Below are 14,584 nucleotides of genomic sequence, written 5' to 3'. Positions count from 1 at the left end.
ATGGACGAACAGCCGATTCCCCTCGATGCCGAGACGAAGGCGGTCGAGATGCCGGAGCATCACCGGGACGAACTGCGCCTCTGGCTGCGGCTTCTCACCTGTTCGACGCTGATCGAGGGCGAGGTCCGCCGGCGCCTGCGGGACCGGTTCGACGTGACACTGCCCCGTTTCGACCTGATGGCCCAGCTCGACAAAGCCCCGGACGGCATGACCCTGTCCGACCTCTCGAAGCGGATGATGGTGTCCAACGGCAATCTCACCGGTCTCGTCGACAGGCTCGTGACCTCCGGCCATCTGGAGCGCCGCGTCTCCGCCACCGACCGGAGAGCGCAGATGGTGAGCCTCACCCCGGCCGGGCAGGCGGAGTTCCGCGCCATGGCGGCCGAGCACGAGGGCTGGATCGCAGAGCTTTTCGGCGGCCTGAACCAGAAGGACCAGAAGGACCTCATGCGCCTTCTCGCCAAGACCAAGATCTCCGCCCGGCGGGCGATGATGGGAGACATCGAGTGACGCATTTCGCCAACCCGACCGCATTGCCGCTCGCAGACTATCGGCCCCGTCACTTCCTCCTGTCCGTCGAAGGCCCTGTCGCCACGGTGACCCTCAACCGGCCGGAGAAGAAGAACCCGCTGACCTTCGAAAGCTATCGCGAGCTGACCGACTTCTTCCATGCCTGCGCCAAGGATGAGCAGGTCAAGACAGTCGTCGTCACCGGCGCCGGCGGCAATTTCTCGTCGGGCGGCGACGTGTTCGAGATCATCGGGCCTTTGGTGGAGATGGACACGAAGGGGCTCACCGCCTTCACCCGCATGACGGGCGAGCTGGTGAAGGCCATGCGGGCGGCGCCGCAACCGATCATCGCCGCGGTGGAGGGGATCTGCGCGGGGGCGGGGGCGATTGTCGCCATGGCCTCGGATATCCGCCTTGCGGCGCCGGGCGCCAAGGTCGCCTTCCTGTTCAACAAGGTCGGGCTTGCGGGCTGCGATATGGGCGCCTGCGCCATCCTGCCCCGCATCATCGGCCAGGGGCGCGCCTCGGAGCTGCTCTATACCGGCCGCTTTATGAGCGCCGAGGAGGGCGAGCGCTGGGGCTTCTTCAGCCGTCTCGTCGACGCGAAGGACCTGCTCGCCGAGGCGCAGGCCCTCGGGCAGGCGATCGGGACCGGACCGACTTTCGCCAACACCATGACCAAGCGGATGCTCGCCATGGAATGGGCCATGTCGGTGGAGGAGGCCATCGAGGCCGAGGCGGTGGCGCAGGCCCTTTGCATGACGACCGAGGACTTCGCCCGCGCCTACCGCGCGTTCGCCGCGAAGGAAAAGCCCGTCTTCCAGGGAGATTGATGTGATCGACGCCACCTTTCTCTCCTGGCCCTTCTTCGAGGAGCGCCACCGCAGTTTCGCCGGGGAGCTGTCGGCCTGGGCCGCCCATGAAATTGATCCCCTCGTGGACCACGACGACGTCGATGCCTCCTGCCGCCGCCTTGTGAAAGGTCTCGGCGAGGCCGGCTGGCTGAGGGCAACCGTGCCGCAGACCTATGGCGGGCTGCATCCCACCTTCGACGTGCGCACCCTGTGCCTTGCCCGCGAGACCCTGGCCTATCGGGATGGCCTGGCGGATTTCGCCTTCGCCATGCAGGGGCTCGGCACGGGGCCGATCACGCTGTTCGGCTCCGAGGATCTGAAGCGTCGCTATCTGCCGCCAGTGGCGCGGGGCGAGGCTATTGCCGCCTTTGCGCTGTCGGAGCCCGAGGCCGGGTCGGACGTTGCCGCCATGAGCACCACCGCCCGTCCGGACGGCCCCGACCATGTGCGGATCGACGGGGTGAAGACCTGGATTTCGAATGGCGGGATCGCGGATCACTACGTGGTCTTCGCCCGCTCCGGCGAGGCGCCGGGCGCCAGGGGCCTGTCGGCCTTTCTGGTGGAGGCCGATACGCCTGGCTTCTCCATCGACGAGCGGATCGACGTGATTGCGCCGCATCCTCTCGCGACGTTGCGCTTCGACGGCTGCCGGGTTCCGCTGGCGAACCGGATCGGCGGACCGGGGGAGGGGTTCAAGGTGGCGATGGCCACCCTCGACGTGTTCCGCTCCACCGTGGGAGCCGCCTCCCTCGGTTTCGCGCGCCGCGCCCTGGACGAGGCGCTGAGCCACGCATCCACCCGCCACCTCTTCGGCGCTCCGTTGAGCGACCTGCAGATGACCCAGGCGTCCCTCGCCGACATGGCGACGCAGGTCGATTCCGCGGCGCTTCTGGTCTATCGCGCGGCCTGGACGAAGGATCAGGGGGCGGCGCGGGTCACGCGGGAAGCCGCCATGGCGAAGATGTATGCGACGGAGGCCGCGCAGAACGTCATCGACCGGGCGGTGCAGATCTTCGGAGGGCTCGGCGTCACGAAAGGCGTGAAGGTCGAGGAACTCTATCGCGAAATCAGGGCCCTGCGCATCTACGAGGGGGCCACCGAGGTGCAGAAGATCGTCATCGCCCGCGAACTCCTGAAGACGGTCGAGGCGCAAGGGGCCGGGGCCAAGGCCAGCCAGGGCTCACGGGCGTGACAGGTGCTGCCATGAACGATGGACCGGGACAGCCCCAAGGAACCCTGGCGATGCCGAGCGACCGCGCCTGGCGTGGAACGGTCGCCATCCGATTTTCCCATTGCGATCCGGCAGGCATCGTCTATTTCGCACGCTATTTCGACCTGCTGAACGGCGTCGTCGAAGACTGGTTCGGCGAGGCGCTGGGCATCGATTACCATGAGATGATCGGACCGCGCCGGATCGGGCTGGGCTATGCCAATGCCGGCGCCGACTTCCACAGGCCGGGCTTCATGGGCGACCGGCTCGATTGCGCCGTGACGGTCGAGCGGATCGGGCAGAAATCGTTCACCCTCCGCATCCATGCCTTTCGGATGTCCGAGCCCGTGCTCGTGGCGCGTTTCGTCATCGTGACGACTTCCCTCGAATCCCATACCTCCATCGCGCTCCCGGACGATCTCCGAGCGGCCTTGGAACGCTATCAGGAGAATTGCCAGTGACAGCTCCTCTCAGTCCAGCCATGCAGACCGTCCGAAATGACGGGCTCGAAATCCTTCATCCGAAGAACTGGCCCACGCCCAAGGGCTATGCCAACGGCATCATGGCGGAGGGCCGGGTCCTGGTGACCGGCGGGATCGTCGGCTGGGACGAGACCGGCGCATTTGCCGAGGGGTTCGTGGGGCAGGCCCGGCAGATCTTCGAGAATATCAGCGCCATCCTCGCCGAGGGCGGGGCGGGGCCTCAGCATCTCGTGCGCCTGACCTGGTACGTGGTCGACATGGACGAGTATCTCGCCAACCTGCGCGAGCTCGGACGCGCCTACAGGGCGGTCTTCGGCACCCATTATCCGGCCATGGCTCTCGTTCAGGTCGTGCGTCTGGTCGAGAAGGAAGCGCGCCTGGAAATCGAGGCGACCGCAGTCGTGCCCAAGCCCGAATAAGCGCGATTACTGCCTCCCTGGCGCATCCCGGGGAGGCCTACCATTTCACGAGGTAGTATTTCGGCTTCAGCCGATGGCTGGATCGCCCCTTGCTCGGCCATGCGATGGGAGTGATCGGAAGCTCCTCCGACTGCCCGCCGAAGGGCCAGCTCTCCTCGCCTTTCGGCGGGTCGATCAGTTCCCAGTTGTCATAGAGATCGAGGGTGCCTTGCCCGGGCAGCCCTTCCGCGAGGAAGGGTCTGATTTCGACCCAGGGGCGGCCATGGGGGCGAGGAACGACATTGGTGACGCGCCCGTAGAAGTTCGTCAGCGGGCAACGGACATAGTCGCCGATCTTCGGCTGTCGCATCTTCTCGTGCCACAGGGCGGCTTCGGCGTGCCTAAGCTCCTCGCGCAGTTCGGCAATCTTCGCTTCCAGCTCTTCGATGCGCTTCGTCATGAGTTACCCAAGCGAATAGTGACGCTCAGGCATCGAAAATGGGCACCTGCGGCCTAGGTCACAAGGCGACCTATCCTTTTGGGCCGTTCCCATATTCGTGATCGTGTCGCGAAACCGTGAAGGTTGTGGCGCGGGTCGTGGTGTGGATTCGAGCCTGGTCGGAGCCGTCCGCCCCTAAAGAGCCTTTTTGTCCAGCTCCCATTCAGCATGAACGATTTACGCATTAATGGATCGACGGGCCTCCCCGCAACTGTCCCCAGCGAGGTTGGAATGTTGCCGATGCAAGGCACCTGCCGGATCCGGATGGCGTCATGAGCACGATCCTCGTCAAGATCTTCGCGACGGCGCTCACCTTGAGCCAGGTCGTGGCCGATCCGGAGAACGTGAAGACCTCCTTCGACCCTGTGCAGGATCGCGAGGAGGTGACGCGCATCCTGAAGGACGGGTGCTCGCATATGCGGCGCGCCTTCGACATCGAGGACATCGATCTCGACGAGCTGATCGCGACCGCCATGGACGACCCGCAGGGGGTTACCGGCGATCTCAAGGTGCTCCAGGGGCTCAGCTTCAACGATCTCCATGCGAGCTATCGCCAGTTCTGCAAGGACGAGAAGGTCGAGCCGCCGGCGGTCGATCTCGGCGAGGTGATCGGATACTACAACAGTGCCGTGGCCGATCTGCCGGATGCGGCCAAGCTCAAGGGGCTCAGGCTTCCCGGCGTCAGCGTGATCCTCGACGGGGAGGGCAAGCGGTTCGCGGAGGTCTACGAGCCGGATCATCGGCGCATGTGGGTGCCGTTGTCCGACATTCCCGTGCCGGTTCAGCAAGCCTTCATCGCGGCCGAAGACAAGCGCTTCCACCAGCACAAGGGCGTGGACGAGCGAGGCGTGATCCGCGCGTTCATGACCAACATGGCGAAGCCGGGGCGTCCCGCGGGCGGATCGACCATCACCCAGCAGGTCGCCAAGAACCTGCTTGTCGGCGACGACGTCACCTATGAACGCAAGATGCGGGAGATGATCGTCGCCTCCCGAATCGAGCAGACGCTCAGCAAGGGCGAGATCCTCGAAATCTACCTCAACTCCATTTATCTCGGCCGCACCTCCTGGGGCGTCGAGATGGCGGCGCGAAGCTATTTCGGCAAATCCGCCAAGGCCCTGACGGTTGCGGAGGGGGCGCTCCTCGCCGGTCTGACCAAGGGGCCGAACTACTACAGTCCTGACCGGCACCCGGAGCGGGCGCAGGAGCGAATGGCCTATGTGCTCAGCCGGATGCAGGAGGACGGGGCGCTTTCGCCGGATCAGGTGAAGCAGGCTCTCGGGCCCCTGCCTCGGATGGTGGCGTTCCAGCGCCCGACGCGCAACACCGGCTTCCACTTCGTCGACCACCTCGGACGGGATGCGCGGACGCTTGCAAGGATCGAAAGCCTGACGGCCTCCTCCTACACCGTGCGCTCCACCCTCAATGCGGCGCTGCAGAAGGCGACCGAGGCCGCTCTTCAGGAGGGGCTCGCCCGGTACGAGATGAGCATCGGGCGTCAGCGGTTCGAGGGTGCCGAACTCAACCTCGCCGCCGCGGTGAAGAACCTGCAGGCCGATGCGCAGGGAGCCGACGCTGCGCCGGCGTGGCGCCGCGCCCTGGAGGCCGCGCGTCTGCCGCTCTACGACGTGCATTGGCCCGCCGCCGTGGTGGTGGAGCAGGGACGCAACCGGAAGACCGGCGCCCACGTTCTGCGGGTGGGGCTCGCGGACGGGCGGATCGTGCCCCTGACCGCGTGGGAGGCCGCGAGGCGCAACCTCAAGCTCTATGATGTGGTGCGGGTCAGGATCGCCGAGCCGAAGAGCAAGGCCGGCGCGCGCGCCGAGTTGCGGGCTCCTGCCACGGTGCAGGGAGCGGCCGTCGTCCTGGAGAACAAGACGGGACGCATCCTGGCGATGAGTGGAGGATTCTCGTATCCGTTGAGCCAGCTCAACCGTGCGACGCAGGCGCACCGTCAGCCCGGTTCCGCCATCAAGCCGCTGACCTATCTGGCGGGCTTGGCCAAGGGATTGCAGCCCAACACGCTCATTTGGGACACCCCCGTCACGCTGCCGCCCGTCGGCGGTGAGGCGAATGCCCGTGCGGGAGATTATTGGCGGCCGAAGAACTACGACGGCGGCCGCTCCGGTATTCTCACCCTTCGGCGCGCCCTCGAAAATTCGAAGAACCTCGTCACCGCTCGCCTGCTCGACGGCGGCATCGATGCCGATCCGGAGGAGAGCCTGCGCCGCGTCTGCGAACTCGCCCTCGAAGCGCAGCTCTATGTGGAATGCGTGCCGCATTATCCGTTCGTGCTCGGGGCGCAGCCGGTGCGGATCCTGGATCTTGCCGCCTTCTACGCTGCCGTCGCGAACGAGGGGGCCATGCCGTCCCCGCACGCCTTCGAGGCGGTGGAGGAGGGTGGGCGTACCGTCTACCGGCGAAAGGCGCAGTCACTCGTGCCGATCGGTTCGGCGGACCGGGCCGCCTTCTACCAGCTCAAGACGATGCTCCAGGGTGTGGTGGAGCGCGGCACCGCTCGCTCCATGCGGGCTCTGGCGCCTTACGTTGCGGGCAAGACCGGCACGTCGGACAACGAGAACGATGCCTGGTTCGTCGGCTTCACCAACGACGTCACAGTCGCGGTGTGGGTCGGCTACGACAATGCGGACGGCAAGCGCCGTTTCCTCGGACGGGGGCAGACCGGCGCCAAGGTGGCGCTGCCGATCTTCCGGACCATCATCGAGGCAGCCTGGGAACATCATGCGCCGAAGACGGTGCTCAGCCCGCCTTCACCGGAGGCCGCACGGCAGCTGATCGCATTGCCCATCGATCTGGACACGGGTGATCGTATCACCAGCGGAGGCAAGGCCTTCACGGAGCATTTCCGGCTGAACCGCTTCGGGCAGCTCAAGGAGACCCAGTTCGCCCTCGTGCCTCAGGCGGAAGCCTACGCGTTCCGTCATCCGGATCCCTGGAGCGATGGCGAGGAACTGGGAGCCTACGGCGATCCCTACTACAGCGGACCTTATGCGCAGGAGCCAGGGTGGTTCGAAAGGCCGCCGGCTCAGGTGCCCGTCCCCCGTCACCCCGATGTCGGGCCTGGATGGTGGGAGGGTGAGCGGCCGAGGCGTCCTCGGCGGGTCGATCCGGATTACTTTTGGGGTTATGGGCGGGTTTATTGATGAAGTTCATGTTGTCGTTGCACGGTACGCTTGCCGTTCTGGGGTTTTGCGTCGCCCCGTTGGGTGCGGCTCACGCGAAGGAGTTCCGTGTCGAAGAGGTGCCTTCCGTCACCGCCACTAAGCCCTCGCAGCTGAAGTCGGGCACGATCGTCTTCAGCGATCACGGCGGCGAACAGTCGGACGAGGCGGATGCGGGGCTCGTCCCGTTCGAGCAATGGGCCCGCACGAAGCCGCTGCAGAAGCAGTTCCTGAGCCCGTTCCCCGATTACAAGGAGCCGAGGATCGAGGTTTCGGTCCATGGCCTGACCCGGCCTTACACCGAGAAGCTCCACGTCTATGTGGTGGAAGCGCGCTTCGAAATCGCGAAGGCACCGAATACGCTCGATCTCGCGCGCTATGCGAGCCTCGACATGCTGGAGAAGCTCGATCCCGCGATCAAGCACCGCCGCATCACGGCGGCCGAGGCGCGTCCCAACGTCGATCCCGCCAGCGCGCATAGCCGTCACCCGAGCCGCCGCTGGTGCGAGGCGCCCCAGAGCCTGTGCATCGAGTCGCGCTATCCCCTCGAAGGGAAGCTGCCCATGGGCATTCGGCTGGCCAACAAGCTCGAGGAGGGCGAGAAGAAGATCTCGGAATTCATGGAGTTCCAGAGCGAGCTTCGGGTGCTGCAGCCGCAGGAGGTGGATTCGGCAGCGCTCGCTCAGCTCACGGGGCTCGACACTCCCGTTGCGGGGGTGATGGAACAGACCCTGTTCCACGTAAACCAGGTGATGCAGTTCGGAAAGCTGCTGGCGGTGCTGCAGGAACATCCGGCCGATCCGGCGAAGACCGTCACGACCGTGTTCATGGCCCTCGGCATCGAGACGGACGTGCTCGAGCGGAAGCGCGAGTTCGGAAGCGTTCCCGTACTGAGAAACCTCATCCCGGTGCAGGTGCTGATGGGCAAGAGCTCGTTCAACACCGGCAATTCCATCAGCGCCGGATTGCCGGACTACACGCGCAACCGCATTCGCGCCATCGCGCAGCTGCTGGATCAATGAGGCCGTATCGGAAAGGGTGGACTAAATAAGCCAACGGCCACGATGGCGGAACGATGCGCGTACATCCGGCGTCATCATCCCGGCCCGTGGCCGTCTCCGGTCAAGCGTGAGATCGCGACCGGCTTAAAGCTTAGATGGTATCGATATCTGTCTTTTCAATACCGCGAAGGCAGATTTGTTTCACGCGGACGGCTCTGGGCTCAATCCGTCGCGAAGGGCCTGATCCTTGTCGACGCGGGTGGGCTTGTCTTCCCGCAGTTCGCGCTTCGCCCGCCGCAGCTGCTTTTCGACCTTCTCCAGCGCAGCCTTGAAGGCGACATAACAATCCTTGTCCTGTGACTCGGCGCTCATCGTCTTGAGCGCGCCCATCTGGATGTTCACGGTGCAGCGGAAGTGACTTCCCTCACGGCTCACATGCACCGAGGCCGTATTGAGATGTCCGAAATACTTGCCCGCGACACGTGCAATTCCCTGCTGGGCCTGATCGCGGAACGCGTCGCTCAGTTCGACGCTCGAGCTTTTGACGGTGATTGTCTTTTCTGCGCTTGCCAAGTCCATCCCATGCTCCTTTTGGACGTACCAGCAGGAAGAACGATGTTATCCTTGGTAAGTTTCCGCGGCAGAAAGGCATCGTTTTTCTGCCGTGATAACGTGCGCTCCGCCCGTATTTTCGCGGGTTTCCAGCATGGTTTGCTGCTAAAAGTGAGATCAGCCGTCCGAGACGGTTGACGCACCATCCTTCTTGGAAGATCTAAAGAGTTTCCAGCATTTCAAGTCTTGGAGAGACAATGGACCAGGCAGAAGAGAAGAAAGTTGATTTTGTCGAGCTGACCGCAGACATTGTCTCGTCCTATGTTACCCATAACTCGGTCCAGACCTCCGATCTCGCGGGACTGATCGCGGCTGTTCATGCCGCTCTTCAGGGCTTGGGTGCCCCCAAGCAGGCCGAAACCGAGAGGCCGCAGCCGGCGGTTCCCATCCGCAAGTCGGTGACCCCGGATTATCTCGTGAGCCTCGAGGACGGAAAGCCTTACAAGACGCTCAAGCGACACTTGGCGAAGCTGGGGCTGACGCCCGAGGAGTACCGGGAAAAGTGGGGCCTGCCGCGGGATTACCCGATGGTGGCCGCGAACTATGCCCAGCGTCGTTCCGAGCTCGCGAAGGGGCTCGGGCTGGGCCAGAGCCGCAAGCAGGCCGCAGCGGCCACCGCCTCGGTGCAGGAGAGCGTCAGCGCTCCCGCCGAACCGGCCAAGCCTAAGCGCCGGGCGTCAGCCAAGAAGGCCAAGGCGAGCAAATAATTCCGCGGGCACCCCGTCTGCCGGTGGATTCCTCGACATTGCTTCCGCGCACCTTGCCCTGAGACAGGGCAGGGGCGTTCACCCTTGTCCACAGCCCCGGTTCCACGAAGGTCGGAAAATTAAGGGGGGCTTCTTTAGGAAGCAAATGGCACCCTAAAAAGGGGTATATTTTTCGATAATCCCTATGGGTTAAGACAGAGCTCTCCCAATTGAGTAGTTCAAGATATTCCTGAACTGGGTATTTCGTCCGACGTTGCTCCAACCGAGACTGTAACGAGCACTGGAGTTGGCGATGAAATACTTTTACCTGCTTGCAGGGGTCAGCCTTTTGGCTTCGACAAACGTGATGGCTGCTGATCTCAGCGCGAGGAGTTCGGTAAAGGGTCCTCATTGCCGACCTGAGTTGGTCAGTGGTCCCCGCGGCACCCAGAAAGTGTGGAACTGCGCACCGGCCCGGAGGGGCTACGTGGGCCGCACTGGTTCCGTCGGAACCCGCACAGCGGCTCCGGCTAGGGAGCGCGTCCGCTCGGGGGCCAATCCCTATGCAGCCGCACCGGCTCCCGTTGCAGCGCCCGTCTATACGGAGAACGTGGCTCCAGCCTATCAGCGCAACTGCAGACAGGTCATGATCCGGGGTCTCTTCGGCTACCGTCAGGTTTGGGAGTGCCCCTCACTCGGCATTGCGACCCAGTATACTCGGAATGCCGACGATGATCGCACCCCCATGGACAGAACCGGCTCCATCGGAGGCAATCCGGGCGCCGGTAATCCGCCCGGTCAGGGCGGAGGCTCGCCACCCGCGGGAGGTGGAGGCTCGGGCGGCGGCACGGGTTCCGGCGGTTCGGGCGGCGGCTCGGGCGGTAGCGGCTCGGGCGGAGGTGGTTCGGGTGGTGGCAATTCCGGCGGCGGCAGCGCTCCCGGGGGAGGTGCCAATCCCGGTGGCGGCGATACCCCTGGTGGAGGCTCGAACCCCGGTGGCGGGTCGAATCCGGGCGGCGGATCGACCCCCGGGGGAGGGAGCAATCCCGGCGGAGGAAGCAACCCCGGTGGAGGCGGTTCCAACCCGGGCGGCGGATCCAATCCTGGTGGCGGCTCGAACCCTGGCGGAGGCGGATCGAATCCAGGTGGAGGCGGTTCGAACCCCGGCGACGGCGGCAATCCCGGTGGCGGTAATAACGGTGGCGGAAATCCTGGCGGCGGCCACAACGGCGGCGGTCACGGTGGTGGAAAGCCGGGAGGTGGTCACGGCGGCGGACACCATGGAGGTGGCGGACACCATGGCGGCGGTGGCCATCATGGCGGCGGCAAGCCCGGTGGCGGTCACGGTGGCGGGCACCATGGCGGTGGACACCATGGAGGTGGCGGCCACCACGGAGGCGGCCATCACGGTGGTGGGAAGCCCGGTAACGACGATGGCGGCCGGCCGGGCGGTGGTTACGGTGGCGGACATCATGGTGGCGGGCACCATGGTGGAGGTCACCATGGTGGCGGTCGACCCGGAGGTGACGATGACGGCGGCAAGCCCGGTGGCGGGCACGGCGGCGGTCATCACGGCGGAGATCGTGGCGGCAAGTCCGGTGGCGACGACCGCGGCGGAGATCGTGGCGGCAAATCGGGCGGTGACGACCGGGGTGGCAGCCGCGGCGGAGGCCGTGACGATGGAGGTCGTGGCGACGGCGGTCGCGGCGGTGACGGAGGCCGCGGCGGTGATGGAGGACGCGGCGGCCGAGGCGGCGGAAATCACCGCTAAACTCAGAATGACAAAGGAAAGGGGCGCAGATTGCGCCCCTTTTTTCGTGCCGCTCCAGGGAGCGAGGGGTGCTCTACCCGGGCGCTCAGCGCCTCCGGCTCGAGCGGCCTTTCCGACCGGAACTCCGTCCGCCCGTGGCGAAGAGGGCATAGGCCGCCACGCCGGCCGCGATACCTGCCCCGAGAAGCAGGAACGGGTGGGCCTTCGCTGTACGGAAGGCACCCCGAGCGCCTCGCTCGAGCGCAAAGGCGGGGGCCGAGGTTTCGATGAGGTGCTGCACCCGGTGCAGGTTGTCCTGTCGGGTGTGGACCAGCAGATCGTAACCGTCGTCGTCCGGATGGCCCTGGAGTTCGATGCTGTTCCGGGCGAAGCCGCTGGTCACCAGGCGCTGAACCGCCTGATCGGCCGCCTTGCGCGATGAGAATGAGCCCGTGGCAACAGTTGTGTTTGGCATTGATAGACCCTCTTTTCAGCTGCTCACGGCAATCCGTAAGAAGGGCAAAGGTTCCTGACGGCACAGGGGCTTATGCGGCCGGCGGCCTGGGGAAAGGGTCCGGTCGCGGGTCCCGCAGCACCCGACCCTAACCCTCTTTTTACCTGTCGGATCCACATTGCTGATCCACGTCAGCCGCGGAGCGAAACGCCCCGCTCCAACCCTTCAGAACCCATGCAATCAACAAGAAAGCCTTTGTCCGCTCCTTTCCCAAGTCCTGATTCGCATCAGTCCGATTCCCGTGCCGACGCGCATCCTCCGCGCGGGGGCCACGATCACGCCCAGAAGACAGCCTCAGCCGCAGGGCCGGACCAGACCGGTCCAGAGCCCGGCAACCGGGGCGTCGAGCCTGCCTGGTGGCAGGCCTTCGTGGTCTCGGCGGGCGTCACCTCCACCCGAACCCCGGAAAAGTTCCTGCGGGAGCGCAGCGGTCGGAGCAGCAGCGCGCCCGCGCCGGCCCCACAAAGGCCGGTGGCGCCGGTTCGGACCCCGTCGGCACCGCCTCAGCGGCATGAGGAGCCTCCGGTCAGGAACCAGATTGCAGCCCTGCGCTCGGCCTATGCCTCGCAGGCACCCGATGATCGTGCGGCTCCTTCCAACAAGGTCCCCGAGCGGGAACATCCGGGGCCGAGAGCGCCGCTGGAGGCCCGTCGCGGCGTACAGGTCGAGCCGGTCAGGGAAGCGGATGAAGTCTCAGCCTCCGAGATGATGCCTTCGGCCGAAGTTGCCCGGCCGGTTCCCTTGACGGCTCCTTATGCGGTCTCCTTCTCCTGGCACATGGGCGATTACCAGGTCGACAGCGTCGCCAAACCGATCACCCGCGAACCGGCCCCTCAGGTCGAGAGCGAGGCCGCACCCTCACGCGAAGAGGCGCCGATCCGGTCGGAAGCGGGAGCGACGGTGGCGAGCGTCGAGGCGGATGACGTGGATACCGCTTATCTGTCGCTCTACGAGGGCGAGTGGCCCGCCGCGCGCAGCGTCAGCCAGGCAGTTCCGGCAGGGGAGGGGCCTTCGCACACTGCTCCGCAAGCGGCGTTGCCGGTGACGATGGCTGTCCAGGCCGCTCCCATTGCCGTGGCGGATAACGACGACGAGGCTGATATCGGGGCAGGCCCGGATGCTCCTGTCATGCCGGTAGAACCCGTCGCGAGTCGGGCTCTGCCGGCTCCTGTCATGGAGCGCCGCGCGGAGCCGGAGCCTGTCCGGTTCGGGCATTCGGCTTATGAACTGCCCCATATCGAATACCTTGCCGAACCGCCGTTGCGGGAAGGACCGGCACTCACGGAGGACATCCTCGAAGAGACGGCCGGCCGCGTCGAGAAGGTCATTCGCGACTTCGGCGTGAAGGGCGAGGTGATCCATGTTCACCCCGGCCCGGTGGTGACGCTCTACGAGCTGGAGCCGGCCCCCGGCACCAAGTCCTCGCGCGTCATGGCTCTGTCGGACGACATCGCCCGCTCCATGAGCGCGGTCTCGGCCCGCGTCGCGGTCATTCCCGGCCGCAATGCCATCGGCATCGAGCTCCCGAACAAGGAGCGCGAGACGGTATTCCTGCGCGAGCTCCTCGACTCCCAGGACTTCGAGACCTCGAAGCAGAAGCTGCCGCTCTGCCTCGGCAAGACCATCGGCGGCGAAGCCGTGATCGCGGACCTGGCGCGCATGCCGCACCTGCTGGTGGCCGGCACCACCGGCTCCGGCAAGTCGGTCGCCATCAACACCATGATCCTGTCGCTGCTCTACCGGTTCAAGCCGGAGGAGTGCCGCCTTATCATGGTCGATCCGAAGATGCTGGAGCTGTCGGTCTATGACGGCATTCCTCACCTCCTCACCCCCGTCGTCACCGACCCGAAGAAGGCGATCATCGCCTTGCGCTGGGCGGTCCGGGAGATGGAGGACCGGTACAAGAAGATGTCGAAGCTGGGGGTGCGCAACATCGACGGCTTCAACGCCCGCGTGTCGGAGGCCAAGGCGCGAGGCGAGACGATCACCCGCACGGTGCAGACCGCCTTCGACAAGGAGACCGGCGAGGCGGTGTACGAGGACGAGATCATGGATCTCGAGCCCCTGCCCTATATCGTGGTGATCGTCGACGAGATGGCCGACCTGATGATGGTGGCCGGCAAGGACATCGAAGGCGCGATCCAGCGTCTGGCCCAGATGGCGCGTGCGGCGGGCATTCACGTGATCCTGGCGACGCAGCGGCCGTCCGTCGACGTGATCACCGGCACGATCAAGGCGAACTTCCCGACCCGCATTTCCTTCCAGGTGACGTCGAAGATCGACTCGCGCACGATCCTGGGCGAGATGGGGGCCGAGCAGCTTCTGGGGCAGGGCGACATGCTGTACATGGCCGGCGGCGGGCGCATCACGCGCGTGCACGGGCCGTTCTGCTCCGACGAGGAGGTCGAGAAGGTCGTCGCCCATCTCAAACGCCAGGGCAAGCCTGTCTACCTCGAGGCCGTGACGGCCGAGGATGAGGAGGAGATCGAGGCCGAGGAGACCCCGGTCTTCGACGAAGGCGACATGGGACTGGGCTCCGCCGATCTCTACGATCAGGCCGTCGCCATCGTCCTTCGCCACAAGAAGGCTTCGACCTCCTACATCCAGCGCCGCCTGCAGATCGGCTACAACCGAGCTGCTTCCATCATGGAGCGCATGGAGAAGGAAGGTGTCGTCGGTCCTGCCAATCACGCAGGCAAGCGCGACATCCTGATCGGTCCCGACGGGTTCGACGAAGACTGAGAGCGACAGGCGCAAATGAAAGGCCCTGCCGGTTTTGGACCGGCAGGGCCTTTTTGTTTTCCGGTTTTGTTTTTCAGACGAGGAGGCTGGCGGCGAACCGGGCGCAGACCAGCAGGAGAAACAGCCCGAAGGCCACCTCCAGCC

12 protein-coding genes are annotated in these 14,584 nt (G+C 65.3%); 10 read left to right on the top strand and 2 right to left on the bottom strand.

What is annotated here, in order from left to right:
- Genes ACFOYU_RS07780 through ACFOYU_RS07760 form a run of 5 tightly spaced genes read left to right on the top strand, consistent with a single transcriptional unit; the run spans window position 1 to window position 3,475 of the window.
- Window positions 1–510, top strand: coding sequence for a MarR family winged helix-turn-helix transcriptional regulator (locus ACFOYU_RS07780; protein WP_226740463.1), 510 nt, complete (start codon window positions 1–3; stop codon window positions 508–510).
- Window positions 507–1,343: an enoyl-CoA hydratase family protein gene (locus ACFOYU_RS07775; RefSeq protein WP_377033114.1), complete on the top strand. Its 837-nt coding sequence runs from the start codon at window positions 507–509 to the stop codon at window positions 1,341–1,343. The genes ACFOYU_RS07780 and ACFOYU_RS07775 overlap by 4 nt, the downstream gene beginning before the upstream one ends.
- 1 nt (window position 1,344) lies before the next feature.
- On the top strand, window positions 1,345–2,556 hold the full coding sequence (locus ACFOYU_RS07770; RefSeq protein WP_377033113.1) for an acyl-CoA dehydrogenase family protein: 1,212 nt from the start codon (window positions 1,345–1,347) through the stop codon (window positions 2,554–2,556).
- Between the two features lie 11 nt (window positions 2,557–2,567).
- Window positions 2,568–3,035, top strand: a complete 468-nt coding sequence (locus ACFOYU_RS07765) for an acyl-CoA thioesterase (RefSeq protein ID WP_377033112.1) — start codon at window positions 2,568–2,570, stop codon at window positions 3,033–3,035.
- 20 nt (window positions 3,036–3,055) lie between these two features.
- Window positions 3,056–3,475, top strand: a complete 420-nt coding sequence (locus ACFOYU_RS07760) for a RidA family protein (RefSeq protein WP_226740491.1) — start codon at window positions 3,056–3,058, stop codon at window positions 3,473–3,475.
- Between the two features lie 37 nt (window positions 3,476–3,512).
- Here ACFOYU_RS07760 and ACFOYU_RS07755 read toward each other — a convergent pair whose 3' ends face one another.
- Window positions 3,513–3,914, bottom strand: a complete 402-nt coding sequence (locus tag ACFOYU_RS07755) for a hypothetical protein (protein WP_226740471.1) — start codon at window positions 3,912–3,914, stop codon at window positions 3,513–3,515.
- Between the two features lie 311 nt (window positions 3,915–4,225).
- Here ACFOYU_RS07755 and ACFOYU_RS07750 point away from each other — a divergent pair, with 311 nt between their 5' ends.
- Both ACFOYU_RS07750 and ACFOYU_RS07745 read left to right on the top strand, forming a co-directional pair.
- A complete protein-coding gene (locus ACFOYU_RS07750) occupies window positions 4,226–7,117 on the top strand; it encodes a penicillin-binding protein 1A (protein WP_377033111.1) in 2,892 nt (963 codons plus the stop codon).
- An 8-nt stretch (window positions 7,118–7,125) separates the two neighbouring features.
- Window positions 7,126–8,157 (top strand): hypothetical protein, encoded by a 1,032-nt coding sequence (locus tag ACFOYU_RS07745; protein ID WP_377033110.1) that lies wholly within the window; start codon window positions 7,126–7,128, stop codon window positions 8,155–8,157.
- A 180-nt stretch (window positions 8,158–8,337) separates the two neighbouring features.
- Here ACFOYU_RS07745 and hpf read toward each other — a convergent pair whose 3' ends face one another.
- Window positions 8,338–8,715 (bottom strand): ribosome hibernation-promoting factor, HPF/YfiA family, encoded by a 378-nt coding sequence (gene hpf / locus ACFOYU_RS07740; protein ID WP_377033109.1) that lies wholly within the window; start codon window positions 8,713–8,715, stop codon window positions 8,338–8,340.
- Window positions 8,716–8,945: 230 nt separating this feature from the next.
- Here hpf and ACFOYU_RS07735 point away from each other — a divergent pair, with 230 nt between their 5' ends.
- The 3 genes from ACFOYU_RS07735 (at window position 8,946) to ACFOYU_RS07725 (ending at window position 14,440) form a co-directional block, all read left to right on the top strand.
- Window positions 8,946–9,455, top strand: a complete 510-nt coding sequence (locus ACFOYU_RS07735; RefSeq protein WP_226740479.1) for a MucR family transcriptional regulator — start codon at window positions 8,946–8,948, stop codon at window positions 9,453–9,455.
- A gap of 710 nt (window positions 9,456–10,165) precedes the next feature.
- Window positions 10,166–11,626, top strand: coding sequence for a hypothetical protein (locus ACFOYU_RS07730; RefSeq protein ID WP_377033108.1), 1,461 nt, complete (start codon window positions 10,166–10,168; stop codon window positions 11,624–11,626).
- A gap of 246 nt (window positions 11,627–11,872) precedes the next feature.
- Window positions 11,873–14,440, top strand: coding sequence for a DNA translocase FtsK (locus tag ACFOYU_RS07725; protein WP_377033107.1), 2,568 nt, complete (start codon window positions 11,873–11,875; stop codon window positions 14,438–14,440).
- The last annotated feature ends 144 nt before the right edge of the window (window positions 14,441–14,584 follow it).

This window comes from Microvirga sp. GCM10011540, from assembly GCF_042650665.1.
GTDB lineage: Bacteria > Pseudomonadota > Alphaproteobacteria > Rhizobiales > Beijerinckiaceae > Microvirga > Microvirga lenta.
Note: the sequence above shows the minus strand (reverse complement) of the source record. Positions and strands in the feature narration are given on the sequence as shown.

Excerpts from the sequence above, each read along its gene's own strand:
- ACFOYU_RS07730 (WP_377033108.1), top strand. The coding sequence starts at position 10,166 with ATGATCGCACCCCCATGGACAGAACCGGCTCCATCGGAGGCAATCCGG.
- ACFOYU_RS07780 (WP_226740463.1), top strand. The coding sequence starts at position 1 with ATGGACGAACAGCCGATTCCCCTCGATGCCGAGACGAAGGCGGTCGAG.
- ACFOYU_RS07760 (WP_226740491.1), top strand. The coding sequence starts at position 3,056 with ATGCAGACCGTCCGAAATGACGGGCTCGAAATCCTTCATCCGAAGAAC.
- ACFOYU_RS07735 (WP_226740479.1), top strand. The coding sequence starts at position 8,946 with ATGGACCAGGCAGAAGAGAAGAAAGTTGATTTTGTCGAGCTGACCGCA.
- ACFOYU_RS07750 (WP_377033111.1), top strand. The coding sequence starts at position 4,226 with ATGAGCACGATCCTCGTCAAGATCTTCGCGACGGCGCTCACCTTGAGC.
- ACFOYU_RS07755 (WP_226740471.1), bottom strand. The coding sequence starts at position 3,914 with ATGACGAAGCGCATCGAAGAGCTGGAAGCGAAGATTGCCGAACTGCGC.
- ACFOYU_RS07765 (WP_377033112.1), top strand. The coding sequence starts at position 2,568 with ATGAACGATGGACCGGGACAGCCCCAAGGAACCCTGGCGATGCCGAGC.
- ACFOYU_RS07725 (WP_377033107.1), top strand. The coding sequence starts at position 11,873 with ATGCAATCAACAAGAAAGCCTTTGTCCGCTCCTTTCCCAAGTCCTGAT.
- ACFOYU_RS07745 (WP_377033110.1), top strand. The coding sequence starts at position 7,126 with ATGTTGTCGTTGCACGGTACGCTTGCCGTTCTGGGGTTTTGCGTCGCC.
- hpf (WP_377033109.1), bottom strand. The coding sequence starts at position 8,715 with ATGGACTTGGCAAGCGCAGAAAAGACAATCACCGTCAAAAGCTCGAGC.